Source organism: Pseudomonas triticifolii, assembly GCF_014358015.1.
Lineage (GTDB): Bacteria > Pseudomonadota > Gammaproteobacteria > Pseudomonadales > Pseudomonadaceae > Aquipseudomonas > Aquipseudomonas triticifolii.
The window spans coordinates 96,706-120,033 of record NZ_JACONV010000006.1 but is presented as its reverse complement, the minus strand read 5'-3'; the positions used below and the strand labels follow the sequence as shown (position 1 = coordinate 120,033).

The 23,328-nt window shown below is 58.4% G+C and carries 23 protein-coding genes; 18 read left to right on the top strand and 5 right to left on the bottom strand.

Going from position 1 to position 23,328, the window contains the following annotated elements; all coding sequences use genetic code 11:
• The first annotated feature begins 265 nt into the window (after positions 1–265).
• Positions 266–1,555: a putative hydroxymethylpyrimidine transporter CytX gene (gene cytX / locus H8S56_RS11740; RefSeq protein WP_187518728.1), complete on the top strand. Its 1,290-nt coding sequence runs from the start codon at positions 266–268 to the stop codon at positions 1,553–1,555.
• On the opposite strand, the gene H8S56_RS11735 is transcribed toward cytX, so the two are convergent.
• On the bottom strand, positions 1,524–2,270 hold the full coding sequence (locus H8S56_RS11735; protein ID WP_187518727.1) for an RsiV family protein: 747 nt from the start codon (positions 2,268–2,270) through the stop codon (positions 1,524–1,526). The genes cytX and H8S56_RS11735 overlap by 32 nt on opposite strands.
• A gap of 208 nt (positions 2,271–2,478) precedes the next feature.
• Here H8S56_RS11735 and H8S56_RS11730 point away from each other — a divergent pair, with 208 nt between their 5' ends.
• From H8S56_RS11730 to H8S56_RS11695, 8 genes are all read left to right on the top strand, one after another.
• Positions 2,479–3,096, top strand: a complete 618-nt coding sequence (locus tag H8S56_RS11730; protein ID WP_024685965.1) for an NUDIX domain-containing protein — start codon at positions 2,479–2,481, stop codon at positions 3,094–3,096.
• Positions 3,087–3,539, top strand: a complete 453-nt coding sequence (locus H8S56_RS11725; RefSeq protein WP_024652407.1) for a DUF1249 domain-containing protein — start codon at positions 3,087–3,089, stop codon at positions 3,537–3,539. Before H8S56_RS11730 ends, H8S56_RS11725 begins: the two co-directional genes overlap by 10 nt.
• 358 nt (positions 3,540–3,897) lie before the next feature.
• Entirely contained in the window at positions 3,898–4,344 is a 447-nt protein-coding gene (locus H8S56_RS11720) for a hypothetical protein (RefSeq protein WP_187518726.1), read from the top strand.
• 34 nt (positions 4,345–4,378) lie between these two features.
• Positions 4,379–4,804 (top strand): hypothetical protein, encoded by a 426-nt coding sequence (locus H8S56_RS11715; protein ID WP_187518725.1) that lies wholly within the window; start codon positions 4,379–4,381, stop codon positions 4,802–4,804.
• Positions 4,797–5,246, top strand: coding sequence for a hypothetical protein (locus H8S56_RS11710; protein ID WP_187518724.1), 450 nt, complete (start codon positions 4,797–4,799; stop codon positions 5,244–5,246). The genes H8S56_RS11715 and H8S56_RS11710 overlap by 8 nt, the downstream gene beginning before the upstream one ends.
• A gap of 27 nt (positions 5,247–5,273) precedes the next feature.
• Entirely contained in the window at positions 5,274–5,438 is a 165-nt protein-coding gene (locus H8S56_RS11705; protein ID WP_187518723.1) for a hypothetical protein, read from the top strand.
• A 110-nt stretch (positions 5,439–5,548) separates the two neighbouring features.
• On the top strand, positions 5,549–5,995 hold the full coding sequence (locus H8S56_RS11700) for a hypothetical protein (RefSeq protein ID WP_187518722.1): 447 nt from the start codon (positions 5,549–5,551) through the stop codon (positions 5,993–5,995).
• Positions 5,992–6,357 carry a hypothetical protein gene (locus H8S56_RS11695; protein ID WP_187518721.1) on the top strand — a complete coding sequence of 122 codons (366 nt, stop codon included), beginning with the start codon at positions 5,992–5,994 and terminating at the stop codon, positions 6,355–6,357. The genes H8S56_RS11700 and H8S56_RS11695 overlap by 4 nt, the downstream gene beginning before the upstream one ends.
• Before the next feature lie 71 nt (positions 6,358–6,428).
• Here the strand turns inward: H8S56_RS11695 and H8S56_RS11690 are convergent, their stop codons facing one another.
• Positions 6,429–8,060 carry a methyl-accepting chemotaxis protein gene (locus H8S56_RS11690; RefSeq protein WP_187518720.1) on the bottom strand — a complete coding sequence of 544 codons (1,632 nt, stop codon included), beginning with the start codon at positions 8,058–8,060 and terminating at the stop codon, positions 6,429–6,431.
• A gap of 195 nt (positions 8,061–8,255) precedes the next feature.
• Complete coding sequence (locus tag H8S56_RS11685; protein ID WP_024687547.1) at positions 8,256–8,579, bottom strand: DUF7673 family protein; 324 nt, start codon at positions 8,577–8,579, stop codon at positions 8,256–8,258.
• 346 nt (positions 8,580–8,925) lie between these two features.
• Between H8S56_RS11685 and H8S56_RS11680 the strand changes: the two genes are divergently transcribed.
• From H8S56_RS11680 to H8S56_RS11645, 8 genes are all read left to right on the top strand, one after another.
• Entirely contained in the window at positions 8,926–9,945 is a 1,020-nt protein-coding gene (locus tag H8S56_RS11680; RefSeq protein WP_024687546.1) for an AraC family transcriptional regulator, read from the top strand.
• Positions 9,946–10,051: 106 nt separating this feature from the next.
• Positions 10,052–10,858, top strand: coding sequence for a 3',5'-cyclic-AMP phosphodiesterase (gene cpdA / locus H8S56_RS11675; RefSeq protein ID WP_187518719.1), 807 nt, complete (start codon positions 10,052–10,054; stop codon positions 10,856–10,858).
• Between the two features lie 88 nt (positions 10,859–10,946).
• Positions 10,947–11,564 carry a YqiA/YcfP family alpha/beta fold hydrolase gene (locus H8S56_RS11670; RefSeq protein ID WP_024696360.1) on the top strand — a complete coding sequence of 206 codons (618 nt, stop codon included), beginning with the start codon at positions 10,947–10,949 and terminating at the stop codon, positions 11,562–11,564.
• 76 nt (positions 11,565–11,640) lie between these two features.
• Complete coding sequence (gene parE / locus H8S56_RS11665) at positions 11,641–13,545, top strand: DNA topoisomerase IV subunit B (RefSeq protein WP_024687543.1); 1,905 nt, start codon at positions 11,641–11,643, stop codon at positions 13,543–13,545.
• On the top strand, positions 13,542–14,546 hold the full coding sequence (locus tag H8S56_RS11660; protein WP_187518718.1) for an esterase-like activity of phytase family protein: 1,005 nt from the start codon (positions 13,542–13,544) through the stop codon (positions 14,544–14,546). The genes parE and H8S56_RS11660 overlap by 4 nt, the downstream gene beginning before the upstream one ends.
• The gene (locus H8S56_RS11655) at positions 14,543–15,064 is read left to right on the top strand and encodes a retropepsin-like aspartic protease family protein (RefSeq protein ID WP_187518717.1); all 522 of its coding nucleotides are present in this window, start codon (positions 14,543–14,545) and stop codon (positions 15,062–15,064) included. Before H8S56_RS11660 ends, H8S56_RS11655 begins: the two co-directional genes overlap by 4 nt.
• A 10-nt stretch (positions 15,065–15,074) precedes the next feature.
• Positions 15,075–17,330 carry a DNA topoisomerase IV subunit A gene (parC, locus tag H8S56_RS11650; protein WP_187518716.1) on the top strand — a complete coding sequence of 752 codons (2,256 nt, stop codon included), beginning with the start codon at positions 15,075–15,077 and terminating at the stop codon, positions 17,328–17,330.
• Positions 17,331–17,512: 182 nt separating this feature from the next.
• On the top strand, positions 17,513–18,208 hold the full coding sequence (locus H8S56_RS11645; RefSeq protein WP_024687539.1) for a PqiC family protein: 696 nt from the start codon (positions 17,513–17,515) through the stop codon (positions 18,206–18,208).
• A gap of 244 nt (positions 18,209–18,452) precedes the next feature.
• Here H8S56_RS11645 and H8S56_RS11640 read toward each other — a convergent pair whose 3' ends face one another.
• Positions 18,453–20,006: a HAMP domain-containing protein gene (locus H8S56_RS11640; RefSeq protein WP_024687538.1), complete on the bottom strand. Its 1,554-nt coding sequence runs from the start codon at positions 20,004–20,006 to the stop codon at positions 18,453–18,455.
• 130 nt (positions 20,007–20,136) lie between these two features.
• Here H8S56_RS11640 and serB point away from each other — a divergent pair, with 130 nt between their 5' ends.
• Positions 20,137–21,351, top strand: a complete 1,215-nt coding sequence (gene serB, locus H8S56_RS11635) for a phosphoserine phosphatase SerB (protein ID WP_024687537.1) — start codon at positions 20,137–20,139, stop codon at positions 21,349–21,351.
• A gap of 42 nt (positions 21,352–21,393) precedes the next feature.
• Here serB and H8S56_RS11630 read toward each other — a convergent pair whose 3' ends face one another.
• Positions 21,394–23,184, bottom strand: coding sequence for a molecular chaperone (locus H8S56_RS11630; RefSeq protein ID WP_187518715.1), 1,791 nt, complete (start codon positions 23,182–23,184; stop codon positions 21,394–21,396).
• Positions 23,185–23,328 lie beyond the last annotated feature (144 nt).

The following is a 23,328-nucleotide window of genomic DNA, read 5'->3' as shown; positions in this document are numbered from 1 at the left end:
TAACCCATTGAGTAAACGCGATTTTGTGGGAGCGGACTTGTCCGCGAATGCTGTAGTTCAGTCGATGAATATTCATCGGATGTAATGGCCTTTTCGCGGACAAGCGGAACGCCGCCCGGTCCGCTCCCACTGAGTTTGCTGCGCGACAGCGTTACGTCGAAGACGTGGTGAGGCCTCCCACGCTCCCGCGTGGGGATGCCGCTCAGGACGCTCCGCGTGCGGACCACAAGACGATACATCACTCATTTCTTACCGAGACAGCACCGTGAACACACCCGGCACCTATTCCCCCGACACGCCCATCGCTGCCAACCAGCGGGTGTTCGGCGGGCGCGATCTGTTTTCCCTGTGGTTCTCGTTAGGCATCGGCCTGATGGTGCTGCAGACCGGAGCCTTGCTGGCTCCGGGGTTGGGCATGTCCGGCGCGTTGCTGGCGATCGTTCTCGGCACGCTGGTCGGTGTCATGCTGCTGGCCAGCGTGGCGGTGATCGGTACTGACACCGGCCTGTCGTCCATGGCAACCCTCAAGCTCAGCCTTGGCAGCAAGGGTGCGTCCTTACCCGCGGTGTTGAACCTGCTGCAACTGATCGGCTGGGGCTCGTTCGAAATCATTGTGATGCGCGATGCCGCCAGCCTGCTGGGCGCTCGAGCCTTTGCAGAAGGCAGCCTGTGGGCCAATCCCTTGCTCTGGACGTTGTTCTTCGGCGCGCTGGCCACGCTGCTGGCGGTCGGCGGGCCGTTGACCTTCGTGCGTCAGATTCTGCGTCGCTGGGGTATCTGGCTGTTACTCGCCGCCTGCCTGTGGCTGACCTGGAACCTGCTGACCAAAGCCGACCTGGCCGCACTCTGGGCGCGTACCGGTGACGGGTCGATGCCGTTTGCCGTGGGGTTCGACATCGCCATCGCCATGCCGCTGTCCTGGCTGCCGTTGATTGCCGATTACTCCCGGTTCGGCCAGCGCGCACGCAACGTGTTTGGCGGTACGGCCTTAGGATTCTTCATCGGCAACTTCTGGCTGATGGGTCTTGGCGTCGCCTATACCCTGGCGTTTGCGCCGAGCGGCGAGACCAATGCGCTGCTGCTGGCGCTGGCCGGTGCAGGTCTGGGGATTCCGTTGCTATTGATTCTGCTGGACGAGTCGGAAAATGCCTTCGCTGACATTCACTCGGCCGCAGTGTCGACGGCGCTTCTGACGCGGATCAAGGTCGAGCACCTGGCGTTGACCATCGGCATCGTCTGCACGCTGATCGCCTGCCTCGCGCCGTTGGCGCAGTACCAGAATTTTCTGTTGTTGATCGGTTCGGTGTTCGCGCCGCTGTTCGGCGTGGTGCTGGTGGACCACTTCATCCTGAGGCGTCGCGGCCGTCAGGTGGCGGCGAACGGCTTGCGCTGGATGAATCTGCTGGCCTGGCTGGGCGGTATCAGCACCTACCACCTGCTGGCCAATCTGTACCCGGATGTGGGGGCAACACTGCCAGCGCTCATCGTCGCTGGCGTGCTGCAACTGCTGATCGGCGGTGCGATCAGCCGCGGCCGGGGAACAGTTCCGGCTTGAGGATGCCATTGAGCTGAGGGTACGGAATCTTCAGCTCGATGTGGCCCATGGAGTAGGGCGCGATGGTTTCCACCGGATACTTGAGGATCACAGCGCCGTAAGTCAGGGCAATATGCGGCGTGCGCTTGAACGGCCAGGTCTGCACGAACGTGGCGTCTTCAATCATCTTGCTCGACACCAGCCAGCCCTGATGAGCCAGCTCGGCTTTCTGCCAGAACTCCTGCTCCTTGCCTGGAATCACCATGTCGGCCAGCGTCAGCACCTTCTGCTGCTGGCGCGAATAGTTGATGAACGCCCGACCGGGATTGCCGTGAGCGCCGCCATTGTCCAGATAGCTGGACAGCTCGACGACCACGATACCGTCATGCTGCTCGCGTACCTTGGCTTGCAGATAACTGCTGTTGCGGCCCTGGGCGCGGCTCAGGAACTGCTCCTGATAGGCCTTGATCGACGCCGGTGGCGGCGCGCTGCTGTCGGCAACGGTCAGTTGCAACAGCGTCTTCTGAACGATGGCGTCCAGCTTCGGCTCATCAGGGAAATGCACGGTGTCGATGTTCACCAGCGGGCAATCAGCGCTGGTGCAGCCCGGCTTTATAAGCTCGGAAGCATCACGCTGGACCGGCAATGGTGCGCGCATGTTGGGCGTGAAGAGGCTTTGGCAGGCGCCCAGCAACAGGGCCAGGCAAGCCAGTGAAGTGATCCTCAGTAACGACATGTTGATCCTTGGCAGAGTCAGTAAAGGCGGTCGTGTTGTGCGTATCCAGGCTGGTTGGACTGCAAACGCCCGGTTCGGTTCGCCACTGGGCGGATTAGAATTGTTTTACAGGGCAGCCGTCTACCCTGCTTATTTAAGGGGGCTGCATCGGGTGGTCAATGCGCGTTAGGATGGCCGCAAGTTAAAGATAGCCGCAAGCGAGAAACCCATGACCCAGACCACCCGATCGGTACCGACGGCTTTTGAGATCACCAGGCGGGAAAACTGCTTCAAAGGTTTTTACAAGCTGGACAAATTGTACCTGCGCCACGAGTTGTTCGATGGCGGCACCAGTCAGGAAATCAGCCGCGAGCTGTTCGTTCGCCACGACGCCGTCTGCGTCCTGCCTTATGACGCCAAGCGTGATGAAGTGGTGCTGATCGAGCAGTTTCGTGTGGGCGCGGTCGAGAAGACCGGCAACCCCTGGTTGATCGAACTGGTGGCCGGACTGATCGACAAGGATGAGCAGCCGGAAGAAGTTGCTCATCGTGAGGCAGAAGAGGAAGCTGGGCTTGTGTTCGGTGCGTTATGGCCAATTACCCGGTATTTTCCTTCGCCGGGCGGCAGTGACGAGTTCGTTCACCTGTTCATGGGGCAGTGCGACAGCCAAGGGGTAGGCGGTCTGCACGGGCTTGAATCCGAAGGCGAAGACATCCGCGTGACAGTCTGGTCGTTCGACGATGCGATGCAGGCCGTAGCGGATGGAAGAATCATGAACGCGGCAACCATCATCGCCTTGCAATGGCTGGCGTTGAACCGCGCTGAAATAAGGGGGTTATGGTCGTGAATCTACTGCGCGAGCGCTACCGTGTTGATCTCGCCGGGCTGCAGGCTGCCTGCGAGGCCAACTACGCGCGCTTGATGCGTCTGCTGCCGGACATGCGCAACGAACAGCGCTCACGCCGTGTGGCGGTGACTCAGGGTGATCAAATGCTGGGCGTACTGGCTGTCGAAGTTTTGCTCGACTGCCCGTACACCACCACCCTGCAAGTGCGACAGGAACACAGCCTGCCCTGGCTGCCGGTGCCCAAGCTGGAAGTGCAGGTCTACCACGACGCGAGAATGGCCGAAGTCATCGGCGCCGAACACGCTCGCCGCTTCCGGGGAATCTATCCGTACCCCAACGCCGACATGCACCAGCCGGACGAAAAAGCCCAGCTCAACCTGTTTTTGGGTGAATGGCTGAGCCACTGCCTGGCGTGTGGGCATGAGTTTGAAGCGGTCCGCTGATTCATCTTTTGATACGTTTTAACCCTCTCTACTGACGACTGCCGCTATCCCCAGGCGGCATCGCGCTGAATGCGTTTCAGCACGCCGAACCGAAATCTGCCGATACTTTTTGACGCTGGACGCCCTCGCGCCAGCCCATAAACTCGCCGGCTGTTTTTCATCTGCTTCCGTTCGTTCAAAGCCTCACGGCCAACTGAACGGCACTGCCTCAGCGCATGGATGCGATCATTGATACAAGGAGTTCGCTGTCATGGGTGTTTACGACACCAGAGGCAACTATTCGCCGAGGCCTGACGAGCCTGTAAAGCCTACGTCGCTTCTATGCTCGCTGTCCGAAGCCAGATGAGATGCCCGAGTGATGAGTGAATTAAATACAGATATCGGTTATGCCGACTACTTGTCTCTTAACAGGGGGAGGGTGTCAAAATTCAAATACCTTTATCGTGTAAAGGAAAGTCGGCAGCTTCATGACGATTTTATGTGTATTTTTGCTTCCTTGTATGATCCGACAATATTTTTTCTTGATGGCGGGTATTTTGTTAGTGAGAACTACACACAGGCTCGATATGACGACGCTGTAGCGCACACAGCGGATGTGCCCGAGATTTCATATTGGTTGAATAGGGTCGAAGTCACGAATTTATTTGGCGATATAAGCTATGAGGAAGCTATTAAGGTAGGAAGTGTTGTGCGCAGTTGCTGGGAGTTGAAACTCAATATGAAATTTCCTGGCTCAGGTTTTGAGGCTAAACTGTTAGTCGATGACGAGCTTGACGAGGTTTGGGTGACGTTGTGCAAGGCTTGAACGTTAACTCCACACAACGTAGAAGTTTAAGGCAGTGATGGTTTCACTAAAATTACCTGCTTCTTCACGTTCAGGCTACATAGCCAATCTCAAGGATGTCACCTCCCTTGTCCCGGAAAACGACTGGGTGCGGGCTGTGCTTGAATTCTACGGAGCGGGCATCGCGCCGGCCGGGTTGCACATGGCTGACTTTGAGGACCGTATACAAGCTCTGGACACAGGGTGGATATTCAGCTGGAAAGAGCTATGTCTCTTTGCAAATGATATTCAGCAGGTCTTCGACTGCTTTATCGTCGCCGTGGATGCTGTCGAAAAGATCGTGAAGCCCATTGAAGTGGATGAGCCGCCGCAAAGCTGTTTCATCGCGCTGGAGGCCTTTGACAGTCATGAGTGGATCATATGGAGTGACGTTCCCGAATTGCTGAGTCCGTTTTCGGTGCTGCGTGAATCAAATGGCTGAGCGTGAAGTTTTTGATTTTGCGTCGTTTCGAGCCGATAACGCTCATCGTCCTGTCTCGGGTTTCGATTACATCCATGCGATTCACCATACCCAGCGCCTGCCTGCTGATTTTGCGCTCTGGATGGCAAAGCTGTACTGGCCCGAATTCATACGTGTGGATAATTGGGTTTTTGTTAAGGAGAACTTTGATGACGCTTATTACCACTCGCTGTTGGAATCGGATAATTCTCCAGCCAGGAATCAGTGCTGGATGAACCTGCTTGAGGTGACGGGACTTTTTGAGAATCTTTCAGTGCCTGAAGCGACGGTTGTCGCGAATGCATTGGCAGGAAGCTGGAACGCTAAACTTGCCTCTGAATTCGGCCCGTCTTTTGCTCAAGCCAGAGCGCTTATCGATGATGAGTATTGCGAAGTATTTGTGACGATCGGATTTTCGGATTAACGCCCTTGAAGGGTCTGGATGTGTTAAGTGGATTTTAAACTACTCGATGTGTTCAGGCTTGAAGCAGTTACTCCCGGTAAGGGCATAGTCAAGGGCGTCATGGGGGTGTTTGTGCAAGGCTTGATTTTTTTTGTGTTGGGTGAGGCTGCTTTGGATGCTCAGGTATGTAAAGTTATGTTGATTGCGTTTTAGTATGTTTTGGAAGGTCAGTAGGTTTATTCTGTCAGGTTTTTTACAGGTGCCTGTAGGTTGTTTCTGAATTTTCTACTATTCGGATTGCTAACTTGAATGCAGGATTTTCTTTGAAGTACATTCTCTGGTCATTGGTTGAGGGAATGGGAATGAGCTATTTAGGCGTTCATTTAAATTTCTGTCGAGCCGTACCCTTTGAGTGGTATGACGCAGGTTTGGTAGTGGTCAGTGGGGACGGACCCAATATCTGCGGGCATGCATTGCTAAGAGTTGGAAAGTTTTATTTCCATATCGCTGGGCTGGTAGCTCGGCCCTACTACATGGACGAAGCTGGCTATAAGCGCTATCTTGCTGAGTCATCAAAGATAGAGATATTTCGGCGAAGGGTTATGGTTAAAAACTCCGAGGCAGCCCAGCGAAAGCTCGAGGCCTTGAGCGCAAGACCCTGGCACTGGCTGGGTATTCCCAATAACTGCGTCTCTTATGTCGAGGAAATTTTCAATGCGGGTGGGGCTTCTGAATCGCTGCTTTCCAACTGCCCGGTGAGATGGCGATGATGGTGATTCGAATAGTATTGGCGTGCTTTACTGCCATTATTTTCTGTACGCTCATCATGGCATGCCTTTCGTTTGCTTTGGATAAAGGCCTGAGTCTGGAGTATTACGGATTGGCAGCAGTTGTGGGGCTGATAACCGGTGCGTCGTCATTTCGACAAGTATCAGCGAGCATTTCATTGACATCCCTCTCAACCATGACCCTCTGCACCCTGCTCGCATTCTTCATCATGGGGCACTGGTGGCCTGAGATGCCTTACGAGCAAGCGCTGGGTTATCTGTCATATGCAGGGCTGGCCGGGATGGTAGCGGGGGCGTTGGTTTTTTTGACTGTTCGGAAGGCGAGGCTTCGGCGTGTGCGGTGAAGTGGCATCAGGCGGTCCAGGTTGGCGACGGACTCCTGATCTTCATCAGAAGTCCTGTACCGCGACCTGCCTTACACCTTGAAACGACGCACCAGAGCGCTGAGGTCTCCAGCCAGACGTGACAGTTCCTGACTGGCGGAGTGTGTCTGTTCTGCCCCGGCAGAGGTCTGGATCGACAGGTCGCGGATGCGCACCAGGTTGTGATCGACTTCTCTCGCCACCTGAGCCTGTTCTTCCGCAGCGCTGGCGATCACCATGTTTCGCTCGTCTATGTCACCGACCGCCTGCGCAATCGTGCGCAGTGCTTCATTGGCGGACGTGGCCTGAGTCTGGGTCTGTCGGGCCTGTTCGGCGCTGGTCAGCAAGGCGTCCACTGTCTGGTTGGTGCCCAACTGGATGCTGCCGATCATCGTCTCGATTTCGCGTGTAGAGTCACCGGTACGATGAGCCAGTGAACGGACTTCATCCGCAACGACTGCAAAACCGCGCCCGGCCTCACCGGCCCTGGCTGCTTCGATGGCAGCGTTCAACGCCAGCAGGTTGGTCTGTTCAGCCACTGCACGGATGACGTCCAGCACCTTGCTGATGTTCTGGGTCTGCGCGGCGAGATTGCGGGCCTGTTCGGATGCATCCATCACGTTGTCGGTCAGTGCACCGATAGCGGTCAGGGTATCGGTCAGTTGAGCCTGGCCCTGGCGCGCGGTCATAAAGGCCGCCTTGGATTGCGTCGACGTCGTGACGGCATTGGAGGCGACTTCCTCGACCGCCTGGCTCATCTCGGTCACCGCCGTTGCGGCCATTTCGATTTCATTATTCTGCTGTTGCAGACCCTGCGCGCTTTCACTCATTACGGCGCTCATTTCTTCCGTGGACGAGGCGAGTTGCTCTGCTGAGCGGCCGATATGCTCCAGCGTATCGCGTAAGGTTTTCTGCATGGAACCCATGGATTGCAACAGCTGAGCGGCTTCATCGGTGCCCGATACGTCGAGGCTTTGGGTCAGGTTGCCCGCGGCGATTGTCTGTGCCGAGAGGATGGCCGCTTTCAAGGGGAGGGTCAGGCTGAGCGTCATGCGCCAGGACAGAAAAACGGTCAGCGAAATGGCAACGAAAATCGCGATCCAGGTGATTTGCTGAGACTTGCCGTAAAGAGAACGACCGATTTCTCCGTGGTAGTTGGCGTAATCAAAATTGATCTTTTGAAGTTTTGCGGCAGATTCGTCCATCGTTGACCCCAGGGTGGCCATGGCAGGCATGACCGATTCCCGAGCCTCCTGCACCTTGCCCTGTTTTATCAAGGCGACGATCTTGCTGACCTGTTCGCGGTAGGTGGTGTAGGTAGCCGCCAGTTTGTCCACGACCGCATGTTCTTCTTTTTCTACTTCAGTATTACCCATCATGGAACGGTACTTCGCGAACTCCGTTTCGATGGACCTGCCCATGCTCTCGATCTTTGAGTAGCCCGCGTCGACGTTGTCGGGCTGCGCGATCAGTCGCACATTCTCCAGGCGTAGATTGGCCAGTTGGAGCGCCAGTGTGTCACTCGAGATGATCCCGGGAATAGCGTCTCGCTCGACAAGCTCTGCTTCGTTACGAACATGGGACATTTGAAATAAACCAAACAGTCCCTGCGCGACAACCAGCGTCACAATAACGCCAAAACAAAAAATACTGCGTCGAGCGATGTTCATCGAACGAAGGTTCATAGGGGCCTCACTCCATCGTGGAGTTTTTTACAGTCAAGGTTATCGACGGCGCAGGCCAGAGACAGCACGTTTCTGGCAATCAGCGCACGCGAACGCGCACGGGCAGGTGAGTCATGCCGGGATAGGCCGGAGGCGCACAGCGCCCGGCCCTGGCAAAATGGGGCATTGTTTTAGGTGCTTTGAACACGCCTTGGCTCAGGGCGTCTGACGGCGACCGATGATTTTAAACGCCAACTCCAGGCCCAAATCTTCGGGCCTCACTTCTCGCTCACCCAGCCAATGAAAAACCAATCGCACGGCGCTCAGCAGCGTGTCGTCCATGTTCCAAAGCTGCTGAAAGCTGAAGCCGCCGTGGGTGTCGGCGTCGTACCAGGCCAGGAGAAAGCTGGCGGCCGCTTCGGACTGCGGGCCCTCTTCAATGGCGGTGATGATCAGTGTTCTGAGTGCCCAGGTCATATTGGCATCAACACCGGCGGACACCTCACCACACCCGGCACCCAGAAAGTCATCAGATTTCAATCTTGAAAGCGTCATTGTGAGCAGCACGCGCCTGCACGGAAAAGGAAGGTTTCACATCGGGAAAGAGGACGTAAGTTTCAACGCTAGTCAGGGGTGTTCAGAGCTTTATTATAGATTTTAACGACCGCATCTACGGGTGGCTCATCAAGTAACGCGGTCGGTGAGCATTCTGCCATCGGCTCTATTTGTTTGAACAGTGGCCTGTCAAACCCGTTTCATGTCCCGGGAAACATCGGTAATAATGGCGCGCTGTAAGGTCGGGCGATTTATCAATCGCTTCATTGTTATTAGATGATCTGTCGTGTTGGTCAGGTCTGTACAGTCGAGCGTCAATGGATGATAAAAAATGAATAGCCTTGCGCTGTCTGGTTTTCGTTCGATTGCGACAGCCATTAGCGAGGCCGGTGCCGATTTTGACGCACTGCTGAACGAGCTTGCCGGGCCGGCGGAGCTTGATCTGTATCACAAAGATCGACTAAGTCTGGCACTCGCGTACCAGATCATAAATGTTGCTGTAGAGAGGACGGGCAACCCTGATCTCGGCCTGGATGCTTATGCTCATTTGCACGTGGGCATTCTAGGCGGTTGCGGCTATCCGATCATCACCAGCCCTGATCTCGGCACCGCGCTAGAACGATTAACGAAGTATTTTCCTCTGCTCATGAGTGGAGGGGATATCGTTCTGGAATGCGATGAACTTGGGTTGAAGATCACGGGAGTCGAGGAGGTCATACTCGATGCGCCCGTGCCGCGAGGTTTTATAGATGCCTGCGCGTCGTTATTATTAGGGCTGTTGCATTGGCTGGTGCCTCAAGAAAACATCATGCCGCTGCGTGTAGAACTTCCCTATCCAGAGCCCGCCAACACCGTACGCTTGAAAGAGCGCTTCGGAAGCCATCTTGTTTTTGGTTCACCGCACCTGTCCCTGACCTTTGCGGCGCAGATCTTGAATTTAAAGCTGATCACGGCCAATCGCGCGCTGGAAGCGATCCATTGCGAGTACGCCGACGCACAACTTCACGAGCAATTAAAGCACTCGCAGACGGCGCAGGTTTACCGGCTGCTCTTCGAGTCCATGACCCGAGGCGTTTCCCTGTCTTTGGAAGATGTGGCCGTTCAGTTGGGCATGAGCAGAAGGAGCGTGCAGAACATGCTCGATAAAGACGGAACGAGCTTTTCAGCGCTGCGCGATGAATGCCGTCAAGAGTTGGCGCGCAACCTGTTGCTGCACTCCCCGCGCAGCGTGCAGCACATTTCCGTGGTATTAGGCTTTTGTGAGCCCAGTGGCTTTCACAAGGCCTGCCTTCGCTGGTTCGGCATCACGCCGGGACAGTTCAGGGATCAGCGCACGCAATCCGCTCAATGATCTTGAATGAAAATGTGACCCATATCCGCTGCCACCTCCATATTCCGGGTTTACCCGTACCGCTCGCCGTCACATAATCGCGCTGAATCCTCATCGGGAGACGGCCTTGCCGAGCGCAGCCCCTTCATCGTCAGTTTTGCTGGTCCAGCTATCCGACAGCCACCTGTTTGCCGAGGCGGATGGCACATTGCTGGGCATGAATACCCGTGACAGCCTGGAAAAGGTGGTCGAGCGGGTGCTTGCCGAGCAGCCGCAGGTCGATGCTGTGATTGCCAGCGGGGACATTTCCCAGGATGGCAGCGTGGCGTCTTATGAGGCATTTCAGCGTATCAGCGAGCAAATCAAGGCGTCAGCGCGCTGGTTCGCCGGCAATCACGATGAATTGCCGCAGATGGAGCATGTGGCACAGGCTGCCGGTTTTCTTGATCCGGTTCTGGATGTAGGCGCGTGGCGAGTGACGTTACTGGACTCTTCAGTGCCAGGATCGGTGCCCGGTTTGCTGGCTGAATCACAGTTGCAGCTGCTGGAGCGGTCGCTGAGCGAAGCGCCGGACAGGCATCATCTGGTCTGCCTGCATCACCATCCTGTCCCTATCGGCTGTGAATGGATGGCACCGATCGGGTTGCGCAATGCCGATGCTTTTTTCGATGTTGTGGATCGATTCCCTCACGTGCGAGCGGTGCTCTGGGGTCACGTGCATCAAGAATTCGACCAAGTACGCCAAGGCGTGCGCCTGCTGGCTTCGCCCTCGACCTGCATCCAGTTCGCACCGGGCAGCGAAGATTTCAGGCTCGACACCCTTGCGCCAGGCTATAGATGGTTGCGTCTTCACGATGACGGGCAGCTGGAGACTGGTGTTTCCCGCGTGGTCGGCATGGTTTTCGAGGCCGATTACGGCGGCACCGGTTACTGAAACGTTGGACACATGCGTTTCCAGTGAGGTGTTGTAGCGTGAGTCCCTGTAAACTACGCGGCTTTGCATCGCACTCAGGAGCGGCAGCGTGACCAGCGAAATACCATCATTGCTGTACATCCATGGCCTGAACAGTTCTGCGCGCTCGAAAAAAGCCTGTCAGTTGCTCGCCCTGATGAAATTATTGGGACTTGCCGAACGACTGCAAGTCCCTGAACTGCATCATCATCCACGTCAGGCCATGGTTCAACTGGAGTCAGCCATAGAGACGCTGGGTCGGCCTTTGCTGGTCGGCAGCTCGCTCGGGGGCTACTATGCGACTCATTTGGCGCAGCGCCACGGCCTCAAGGCGGTGCTGATCAACCCTGCCGTCAACCCGCATCAGTTGTTCGACGGGTTCCTGGGCATGCAGCAGAATCTGTACACCGGCGAGCAGTGGCAACTGACGCAAGGTCACATTGAAGCGCTGGCGGAGCTGGAAGTGCCTGCACCTCAGGATCCGCAGCAGATTCAGGTGTGGCTGCAGACGGGCGACGAGACGCTCGATTACCGCCGCGCCGAAGCTTTTTACCGCGCCTGCGCACTGCGCATCCAGCCCGGCGGCGACCACAGCTATCAGGGTTTTGCCGAGCAACTGCCAGCGCTGCTGAGCTTTGCCGGTTTTGCTCCGACCCTTTTGCAGGGGATCGATCTGTCGGCGCTGTAAGTGACCCACTTGCGGTCACAGAGATAAAAGAACATTGAACTCCCGAAATTTCATGAACGATTGATAACGAGAACCCATGGCCAATCCCAGCGCTAGCTCTTATAACGCAGACGCCATCGAAGTCCTCTCGGGCCTCGATCCGGTTCGCAAACGTCCTGGCATGTACACCGACACCTCGCGGCCCAATCACCTGGCGCAGGAAGTCATCGACAACAGTGTCGACGAAGCTCTGGCCGGTCACGCCCGCTCGGTACAGGTCATTCTGCACGCCGACAATTCCCTTGAAGTGTCCGACGATGGTCGCGGCATGCCGGTGGACATTCACCCGGAAGAGGGCGTATCGGGCGTCGAGCTGATCCTCACCAAGCTCCACGCAGGCGGCAAGTTTTCCAACAAGAACTACCAGTTTTCCGGCGGCCTGCACGGCGTGGGGATTTCAGTGGTCAACGCGCTGTCCACCCAGGTTCGGGTGCGCGTCAAGCGCGATGGCAACGAATACGAAATGACCTTCGCCGATGGCTTCAAGGCCACCGAGCTGGCCGTCATCGGTACGGTCGGCAAGCGCAACACCGGCACCAGCGTGTATTTCGCGCCGGACCCCAAGTATTTCGATACACCGAAGTTCTCCGTCAGCCGTCTCAAGCATGTGCTCAAGGCCAAGGCTGTGTTGTGCCCGGGCCTTTTGGTCAGCTTCGAGGACAAATCCAGCGGCGAGAAGGTCGAGTGGCATTACGAAGATGGCCTGCGCTCCTACCTGCAGGATTCGGTCACCGACTTCCTGCGTCTGCCGGACGAACCTTTCTGTGGCAGCTTTGCCGGTAACAAGGAAGCGGTCGACTGGGCGCTGCTCTGGCTGCCGGAAGGCGGCGACAGTGTGCAGGAAAGCTACGTCAACCTGATCCCGACGGCGCAGGGCGGCACCCATGTCAACGGTCTGCGTCAGGGGCTGCTGGATGCGATGCGCGAGTTCTGCGAGTTCCGCAACCTGCTGCCGCGTGGCGTGAAGCTTGCGCCGGAAGACGTCTGGGAGCGCATCGCGTTCGTGCTGTCGATGAAGATGCAGGAACCGCAGTTCTCCGGCCAGACCAAAGAGCGTCTGTCATCGCGTGAAGCGGCCGCGTTTGTGTCCGGCGTGGTCAAGGACGCGTTCAGCCTGTGGCTCAACACCCACTCCGAGCTGGGCCTGCAACTGGCGGATCTGGCGATCAACAACGCCGGTCGCCGCCTGAAGGCCAGCAAGAAGGTCGAACGCAAGCGCATCACCCAAGGCCCGGCACTGCCCGGCAAGCTGGCCGATTGCGCCGGACAGGATCCGGCGCGTTCCGAGCTGTTCCTGGTCGAGGGTGATTCGGCAGGCGGTTCGGCCAAGCAGGCCCGCGACAAAGAGTTTCAGGCGATTCTTCCCTTGCGTGGCAAGATTCTGAACACCTGGGAAGTGGACGGCGGCGAAGTGCTTGCCAGCCAGGAAGTGCACAACATCGCCGTCGCTATCGGTGTCGATCCAGGTGCTGCCGATATCAGCCAGTTGCGCTACGGCAAGATCTGCATTCTGGCCGACGCCGACTCGGACGGTCTGCACATCGCAACCCTGCTGTGCGCGCTGTTCGTGCAGCACTTCCGTCCATTGGTTGACGCAGGCCACGTGTACGTCGCCATGCCGCCGCTGTACCGCATCGACCTGGGCAAGGAAATCTACTACGCGCTGGACGAAAGCGAGCGCGACGGGATTCTCGATCGTCTGGTGGCCGAGAAGAAGCGCGGCAAGCCGCAGGTCACCCGATTCAAGGGTCTGGGCGAGATGAACCCGCCGCAATTGCGTGAAACCACCATGGACCCCAACACCCGTCGTCTTGTGCAGCTCACGCTGGACGATTACGCGGCGACCTCGGAAATGATGGACATGCTGTTGGCCAAAAAGCGCGCCGGTGACCGCAAGAGCTGGCTCGAATCAAAAGGCAATCTGGCCGAGGTCATGATTTGACACGAGCCTGGCTCGCAGCCCTCTCTCTGGTGGTGGCCCCGGCTTTTGCGATGCAACCGCTGGAGGCCCTGAAGTTGCAATCCGAGCATCCCGTGGAGGGCATGGTCGGAGGCAATCTGTCGGGTCTGGCCACGTGCAACGGCCGGCTGTGGACGGTTTCCGACCGTGACGACAACCTGTTGTACAGCCTGGATGTGTCTGATCGCATCTGGAAGGCCGAGCCCCATGTGATTGATGTGCCAGCACCCGAGAGTGATCTGCCGCTGAACCTGCGTTCGCTGGCCAACCTGTCATCGGTTGTGCGTGGCGGCAGCATGGATTTCGAAGGCGTCAGTTGTGACGCACAGGGCAATCGCTATCTGGTCAGCGAAGCCTATGGCACTGTCCTCAAAGTCCCGGTGGACGGCGCTCCCGCCTGGCTGGCTTTGCCCCATGAACTGGTGGCGCAAGCGCGGGCCAACGGCATGCTGCAGCACTTCAATGCGATTTTCGAAGGCATTGCGGTGAACGCCGAAGGCGACCGCATCTGGCTGGCGGCCGAGCGCGAGAAGCGTGGGCTGCTGGTGGTACAGCGTGACAAGGAACAGTGGACCTGCGGCCAGAGCTGCGTGCTGCTGGCCGAAGGCGGACAAGACACGCTGCCGCCAGAACAAAAGCGTCAAAAGGTCTCGACGGATTTTTCTGATATCTCGTTGTATAACGGCAAGCTGTTCACCCTGGAGCGTTCGGTGTACCGCATCTGCCGCCGTGAGCTGGAAACCGGGCAGATCGAGCGCTGCTGGTCGTTTGCCAGGGAAGCCATGCTGCCGTCACGCCGCTATGATCAGCCTTATGGATTGACCGAAGCGCTGGTGGTGGACGAGACGGGCGCCTGGATCGGCATCGATAACAACTTTGGTGCTCGCGCTGATGGCGAAAAGCGCCCGATCGTCTGGCGTTTCGCTGCGCCCAAGGCCGGCTGGGGCGGTGGTCAGGCAATCGACTGGGATGACGTCAAATGAATCAGGCGGTTCCCGGCAGGCGTGCCGGCAAGATCCTGATGATCATGGCCTGGGCGGCAGGTATCTTTCTGGCCACGCGTTTTTTCGGTGAGTGGGAAGACAAGCAGCTGAATCCTAACGCTATGGTCTCATCGCAGCACGGCGATGGTTATATCGAAGTGCAACTGGTGGGCAATCGTCAGGGGCACTTCGTCAGTACCGGCCAGATCAACGGCCGGACGGTAGAATTCATGATCGACACCGGGGCGACCGACGTCGCCATCCCCGGTGACATGGCCGACAGCCTGGGCCTTAAACGCGGCCTGCCGGTGACGGTCAGTACAGCCAATGGCAACAGCCAGGGTTTTCGGACCTCGCTCGACCGGCTGCAACTGGGCGACATCGTCCTGACCAACGTGCGCGCCCTGGTGGCGCCCGGTCTGGACGGTGATCAGGTGCTGCTGGGCATGAGTGCAATGAAACAACTCGAATTCACACAGCGTGGCGGCAACTTGCTGCTGCGCCAGTCAACACAATGATGAGGCCCGCATGAGCGACTCCCTTGACCTCAGCCTGGATGGCGTAGAACGCCGCTCGCTGGCTGACTTCACCGAACAGGCCTATCTCAACTATTCCATGTACGTGATCATGGACCGTGCCTTGCCGCATATCGGCGACGGCCTGAAGCCTGTACAGCGCCGTATTGTCTACGCCATGAGCGAGCTGGGCCTGGGCGCAGACGCCAAGCACAAGAAGTCGGCGCGCACCGTGGGTGACGTGCTCGGCAAGTTCCACCCGCACGGCGATTCGGCCTGTTACGAAGCCATGGTGCTGATGGCCCAGCCGTTCAGCTACCGCTACACGCTGGTGGACGGCCAGGGTAACTGGGGTGCGCCGGACGATCCCAAGTCGTTCGCAGCCATGCGTTACACCGAGGCGCGTCTGTCGCGCTATTCCGAAGTGCTGCTCAGCGAGCTGGGCCAGGGCACTGCGGACTGGGTGCCGAACTTCGATGGAACCCTGGACGAGCCGGCTGTTTTGCCTGCACGTTTGCCGAATATCCTGCTCAATGGCACCACCGGCATCGCTGTGGGTATGGCCACGGACGTGCCGCCGCACAACCTGCGTGAAGTGGCCAGCGCCTGCGTGCGCTTGCTGGACGAGCCCAAGGCGACGATTCAAGAGCTGTGCGAGCACATCCTGGGCCCTGATTATCCGACCGAAGCGGAAATCATCACGCCCCGCGCTGATCTGCTGAAAATCTATGAAACCGGTCGCGGTTCGGTGCGCATGCGCGCCGTGTATCGCATCGAAGACGGTGACATCGTGGTCACCGCGCTGCCGCATCAGGTGTCAGGTGCCAAGGTTCTGGAGCAGATCGCGGCCCAGATGCAGGCCAAGAAGCTGCCGATGGTAGCGGACCTGCGTGACGAGTCGGACCACGAAAATCCGTGCCGCATCGTGATCATTCCGCGCTCCAACCGCGTCGAACTCGACGAGTTGATGCAGCACCTGTTTGCGACCACCGAGCTGGAATCCAGCTACCGGGTCAACATCAATATCATCGGTCTGGACGGCAAACCGCAGCTCAAGAACCTCAAAACGCTGCTCAGCGAGTGGCTGACCTTCCGCATCGGCACCGTGCGCCGTCGTCTTCAGTTCCGTCTCGACAAGGTCGAGCATCGCCTGCACCTGTTGGACGGTTTGCTGACCGCGTACCTGAACCTGGATGAAGTGATTCACATCATCCGCACGGCCGAGCACCCGAAGGCCGAGCTGATTGCACGTTTCGACCTGTCGGAAATCCAGGCTGACTACATCCTCGACACCCGTTTGCGTCAGTTGGCGCGCCTGGAAGAGATGAAACTGCGCAGCGAGCAGGATGCGCTGCGCAAGGAACAGGCCAAGCTGCAGTCGTTGTTGGGCAGTGAGTCCAAGTTGCGCAAGCTGGTACGTTCCGAGCTGATCGCCGATGCCGAAACCTATGGCGATGACCGTCGCTCGCCGATCGTGGCGCGCGCCGAAGCCAAAGCGTTGTCCGAAAACGAGTTGATGCCGACCGAGCCGGTCACCGTAGTGCTTTCCGAGAAAGGCTGGGTGCGCTGCGCCAAGGGGCATGACATCGACGCCACCGGACTTTCCTATAAGGCGGGCGATGGCTTCAAGACGTCGGCCATCGGGCGCTCCAACCAGTTTGCGGTGTTCATCGACTCGACCGGGCGCAGTTACTCGGTGGCTGCGCACACCTTGCCGTCCGCACGCGGGCAGGGCGAGCCGTTGACCGGCAAACTGCAGCCGCCGCCAGGCGCGACCTTTGAGTGCGTGTTGCTGCCCGAGGATGAATCGCTGTACGTGATTGCGTCCGACGCTGGCTACGGGTTCGTCGTGAAGGGCGAGGATCTGCAGGCCAAGAACAAGGCGGGCAAGGCGCTGCTCAGTCTGCCGAACGGCGCGAAAGTCATCCTGCCGCGCCCGGTCTCCGATCGCGAGCAGAACTGGCTGGCGGCGGTCACGACGGAAGGGCGCCTGCTGGTGTTCAAGATCAGCGACTTGCCGCAACTGGGCAAGGGCAAAGGCAACAAGATCATCGGCATCCCCGGCGAGCGTGTCGCCAGTCGCGAAGAGTACGTGACTGATCTGGCCGTCATCGCGCAGGGCGCTACGCTGTTGCTTCAGGCGGGCAAGCGCACGCTGTCCCTCAAGCCCGAAGACCTTGAGCATTACAAGGGAGAGCGCGGCCGTCGTGGCAACAAACTCCCGCGTGGCTTCCAGAGAGTCGATGCCCTGTTGGTGGAAAACAGCTAAAAATATTGATCTGCCGCCAGCGTTCTTCGTTTTGCCACGAAGTACGATGCATAATCGCTGGAGTCATGATGAATATTCACGGATGATATGAGGTCTTGGGGCGAATGCAGGCTCAGTGCCTGTATGCGTCTGAAAGTACTTATACTGTGGCTTCCCCGTTGGGCAGCCACCTGGATGGGATGATGAATTTTCTACGCCTTCCCCTTGTCCTGTTGATGACCGGCGTTCTGGGTCTGGCCGGTTGCAGCGTGAACCAGCCGACCGCGCTTTATCAACTCGACAGCGGCGAGCCAGGCCAACCGAAACAAGCGAGTGGCCTGGCTGTATTGCTGGGTCCTGTCTCGGTAGCCGACTATCTGCAACGTGAAACCCTCCTGCAACGACAGCCTGACGGCACGTTGACCGCTTCGTCCGATGGGCGTTGGGCGGGCAATCTGTCTTCTGACATCGATCAGCTGCTGCTACGCCAACTGGCCTGGAAACTCGACAGTCAGCGTGTCGTACTGGCACCTGCGGTCGCCAATTTTTCACCGGATGTTCAGGTGGTGTTGTCGATTACCCGTCTTGATTCCGGTGCCAAGCAACCCGCTGTTCTGGACGCGCAATGGCGTCTGCTGGACCGCAAAGGGCATGTGCGCGACAGCCGATTGGTACACCTTGAGCAGGTTCATGCCGGCAGTTCGGCCGATCAGGTCAAGGCGCAGGGCATGTTGCTGCAACGCCTGGCCGATCAGGTCAGCACCGCGATCAAACCGATTTCCTGGCAGCCGATCGAAGAGCCGAAAAAGGCACCGGTCGCGAAAGCCAAGGATCCCGACAAGCCTCGTATACCGATGGCTTCGCCGATCCGCACTGATCTGGAAGTGTTTCGCTTCTAACGCTCAGAGACAAAAAAGCCCGCAGCGATGCGGGCTTTTTGTTGGGTGCTATTCCGATGCCGGTCAGCGTCTTGATGTGGCCCAAAGCGTCGCTGCGGCATGCCCACGTCCTGAGCAACGAATGAACGGTGGGAGTGACTACCCTGTGGGAGGCGGCTTGCCAGCGGTGCGATATCTGGTTCGCCACCCAAGCCGCTGGCCTTATGCCGTCGCTGGCAAGCCGCCTCCGACGGTCCGGCGTTGGTCAGGCCTTGTTCGTCTCGTGCATGCGCGCCAACTGGCGTTCCAGCATGGACGGGTAGGGTTCCATCAGGCGTTCGACGCAGCACGCGCCTTCGGGGCTGGCGATGGGGCGGATGCGCGCACGCTGGCGGATGAGCGCATCGTCGTTGATCTTGCGCTCCACCAGCAGCAGGTTGCGGCTGTGTTGCGACAGCGCCAGTGCATCCTGAGCGGTTTCGGTCAGCAACAAGTCGATCTGGCTCAGGCCATCAAGGTCCTCGCCCAGCGTCAGGCCCAGTTGCAGCTGCAAGGTGATGCCGCTATCTGCGACTTCGATCTGCAGCGCGTGGCTTAGCGCACGCAACAGTTCGCCGCAGCAAATCGCGTTGGTGAGGTAGTCGTCGCCGCTTTCCTGGCTGTGGAACAGCATCAGAGTGCTGCCGTCGTTCAGGGTATGCAGTTCACTCTCATAGAGAGAGGCTGCCTGATCGAGGCAGTCACGGTAGCGCTGCAGCAACTCGGTGAGTCGGGCCCGCGGCAGGCGACGCAACTGATCCTGCGCCCCCAGTTGCACAGCCAGAACAGCGCTGTGCTGCGGCTCGCTGGAGACCACCGGTGCCGCTACAGGACGCGCCACCGGGGCTGAGCCCGTATGTTCGGACGTATCACGCAGCTCGGCGAAGGGATCATCACCGTCGTCGTCTTCATCTTCCTCGGCCACGATACGACGCTGTACCGGCGGTGCAGGCAGTCGAGGCTTGGCCACAGGTGCGGTGTCCCGTGCGGAGAAGGACGGGCCTGGTTTTTCGTCCGGCTCAAGGTAGGGGTCGTCGCCTTCGTCTTCTTCGTACTCAGGCTCCGGCACCGGTTCGGGTTCCGGGACAGGCGGGGCGAAGGAGGTGCGCAGCTGACGCGCCAGATCGCCGATTTCATCCTGGCGATCGGTTGCAGGCGTGTACGGGTCGATGTCGCGCAGCCAGATACGCATCTGCATCAATGGCGTGGAAATATGGCGACCCAGGCGCAGGCTCAGGGCCAGCGCCAGTGCCAGCAGGATACCCGCCAGTATGCCCATGCTCTGCAGGCTGATGGTCATCGGCTGCTGAAACTGCGACATGTCGAGGCTGATGCGCAGATGGCCCGCCATCACATCCTGGAACGTGATCTTGATTTCATACAAGCCCTGAGCTTCGCCCAGCAGCCCGTTTTTCGGGCGCTGACCCGCTTCGGCAAGAATGCGGTTATCCACGCTATAGATAGCGGCGTGCGCCACCAGCGGGTTCTTGACCAGATTGCCCAGCAGCACGTTCAGACTGAGGATGTCGTTGGACACCAACAGCTCGGTGGCCGAGGTGGCGGTCTGGGTCGTCAGGGCCTGCCCCAGTGCGTCGGCCTGTTCATGCATGGCCTGCTTGAACTGCAGGCCCATGACACCGGCGTAGATCACCAACGCCAACGCGACCAGGATCACGTTATGGCTGGCAATGCGCAAAGCGATCGGTACGCGGCGATGACGCAGGGCACGAAAGATGAGCAGGAAGAAATTATCGGTTTTAACGGGCGTGGGCCGGTTCACAGAGCACGGCTCTTTCGGTGAAGTTGCCGCGCAGTATAACGACCGACCTTGTAGCGGCAAAGCGCTGCTGGTGCCCGGTGGTCACTGAAAGTGGTTAGAATGCGGTTTTTTTCCACTGCGGGGGTGCGCCTTGCGCGAAATCGTCCTGATTAACATCACCGGTGTAGACCGTCCCGGTCTCACTGCGGCCATTACCGGCGTCCTTGCCCAGGGTGGCGTGAACATTCTCGATATTGGTCAGGCCGTGATCCATGACACCCTGTCGTTCGGCATCCTGGTTGAAATTCCGGGAACCGAGCAAGGCTCTTCTGTGCTCAAGGACATCCTGTTCACTGCCTACAAGCTGGATCAGCAGGTGCGCTTCACGGCGGTGTCCGAAGAGGATTATCAGCACTGGGTCGAAGGCCAGGGCAAGGCACGTCATATTGTGACGCTGCTGACCCGCAAGGTGACGGCCGAGCAGTTGCAGTGCGTCAGCGCCATCACGGCCAAGTACGGTCTGAATATCGATCAGATCGATCGCCTTTCCGGTCGCATGCCCCTCGATACGCCTGCCGATAAGGGCAAGGGCTGCATCGAGTTCTCCGTGCGTGGCGAGCCCGCCGACCCGAAAGCCATGCAGGCCGAATTTCTCAGTGTGGCGCAGGACCTGAACGTCGACATCGCGTTCCAGCAGGATTCGCTGTTCAGGCGCAATCGTCGGCTGGCCGTGTTCGACATGGACTCGACCTTGATCGAGGCTGAAGTCATCGACGAACTGGCCAAGGCAGCCGGCATCGGCGAGCAGGTGTCCGAGATCACCGAGCGGGCGATGCGTGGCGAGCTGGATTTTCGTACCAGCTTCAAGGAGCGTCTGGCCTTGCTCAAGGGGCTGGACGTCAGTGTGCTGGATGAGATCGGTGCTTCGTTGCGTCTTACCGAAGGTGCCGAAACGCTGTTTGCCGAGCTTAAGCGTCTGGGTTACAAAACCGCGATTTTGTCCGGCGGCTTTACCTACTTTGCGAAGCAGCTACAGGCGAAGCTGGGCATCGACTATGTGTTCGCCAACGAACTGGAAGTGGTAGATGGCAAGGTCACCGGCGTCGCCGTCGAGCCTATCGTCGATGCGCAACGCAAGGCCGACCTGCTGCGTGAGCTGGCGCACAAGGAAGGTTTGAGTCTTGAGCAGACCATTGCCGTCGGGGATGGGGCCAATGACCTGCCGATGCTGGCGATTGCCGGTCTGGGCGTGGCATTCCGCGCCAAGCCTCTGGTCAAGCAGTCGGCCAAGCAGGCGATTTCGACGCTGGGTCTGGATGGTGTTCTGTATCTGCTGGGTTTCCGCGACCGCGAAGCCAGGGGCTGAATCATCCCGTAACTGCTGCGCCCATGTGAATGGGTGCGGCGGTTACAGCGTTCCCCATAGCGAATCGAATTCCTGTCCTGGCTTGGGTCCGGGCTTTTCGCTTTCAGTAGCCTTGGGTGCGTCGTAGACCTGATATTCGAACTGGTTGTAGCTGGTGCTGCTGATCTGGCGATTGCTCAGCGTGGCGCGTCGCTCTTCACCATTGAGATTGATCATGACCTTGCTGCCGTCCTGGAAGGGCAGGCGTGGGGCGAGGACCGTGGCGGGTTTGCCCATGGCGCGGACCTCGGGCAGCATCAGCGTGCGCAGGTACTGACTGCTCTGCTGTTCCCGAACCAGTTGCATGCCGCAGGGTTGGGCGAACGGTGCGATCAGCTCGATGCCCATCTGCGTGCCGCCGCCGCGAACCTGCCGGACCCAGCGCACGATCGCGATGCTCCAGCCCTGACCCGAATCGTCCTGAATTCCCAACAGCTCTCCGGCCTGCAATTGCGCAGGCACCTCCCTCTGCCAAGCCAGGCAGTAGCCGCCAGGGCTGTGGTTGACGATATTCACATCGAACGTGGGGAACGTATTCTGCGCGTTGGACAAAGCGTCTGTGTCGTTTTCGCTTTTCTCGTACGCAATTTCTTCATACGGCAGCAGGACTGACGAGGAATTGCCGCGATGAGTGTCGAACGCGCCAGCCCAGGGATCGTCCTCGTTATCATTGACCACCTTGAGGGAAAAGTCCGCCACGATGCTGGCTTTGTTCAATTGCAGCAATTCACTGAAGGGTTTCTGGCCCGCCACATAGTAGTGAAGGGCGCTCATGCCGATGCATAACTTCAGGGTGCCCTGGCCCGCTGTGCGCTGGAACGTGCGTTCTGCCACGTCGCCCCAGGCCGCTGCCAGGTGTTGCAGCAGGTCAGTGTTGATGCCGGTCGGAATGAGCAGCTTTGACGGTGCGCGCTGACCGTCCGGCAGTGCCAGGTAATGATTGATGGAATCAGCCAGTGCCAAGGGTTTGATCCCCATCAGCTTGGACAATTGCTCGTCGCTGAACAGGGTCCTGTACAGCGGTGGTTTGTCCGAGGTGAGGTCCAGGGCAAACAGGCTGCTGTCATCGGCTGGCACCTGCAGCGTGACCAGCGCACTCCAGGCTTCCAGGGCGTCAGCGAGTTTGCCGATATTCAGCTGGCGCATCTGATTGCAGCGTGAGCAGCCCATGATCAGGGCGATCACGTACGTCTGTTCAGGACTCAGGGTACTGGTGTGGTGAGCAACGGGCTCATCGACCTGCACCTGATGGAGCTGGAACTGCCGGGCGATCTGATAGAGCTGATGCAGCTCCAGCCAGAGCCCGTCCTGCACCGGGCAGTACAATTGATTGGCCCGAATCAACGGCCCGTTGAGGCCGTGCAGTGCGCGTTGCAAGGCAGTAGCGAGCAGCACGCTCTGATCCTTGCTGTACGTCGGGGCGACCTGCTGGATAACCTGCTTGTACCCGGTTGCCAGATGATTTTGCAGGGCCTGACAAAGGTTGGCGACCTTGCGCGGCCGCTCATCGAGCACGATGGCCTGATTGAGAAAGTGGCGTTCAAGGTGCTTGCAGACGAAATAAACTTCCGGTCGCAGCAGTTCAAGCATTTGCAGGCGGTTGTCACTGGCAGTGATCAACTGGTTGAGCTCGGACAGCCCTTGATAAAGCTGCCGGGCCATTTCGCCAAGGTTTGCCTTGGGCAGGCGGGAGATCCAGCGTTTGAGGTCGCGGGGTGTGGCTTCACTGAATGACAGGCTCGACTGTGTCGGCGTGGGAGCACGCAACAACATAGGGAGGCTCAAATTACTCATGTGACAGGCGAACTCCAATGCTCACTGGCCCGAACGGTAGCTTTAAATGGGAGTCACTTCACATTCTTACGGATTGAATGTGAAGTGACGCCCATGAAAGTGCGAAGTTTCCTACTTCACCGATGGCCCGACTTTACCAGCATC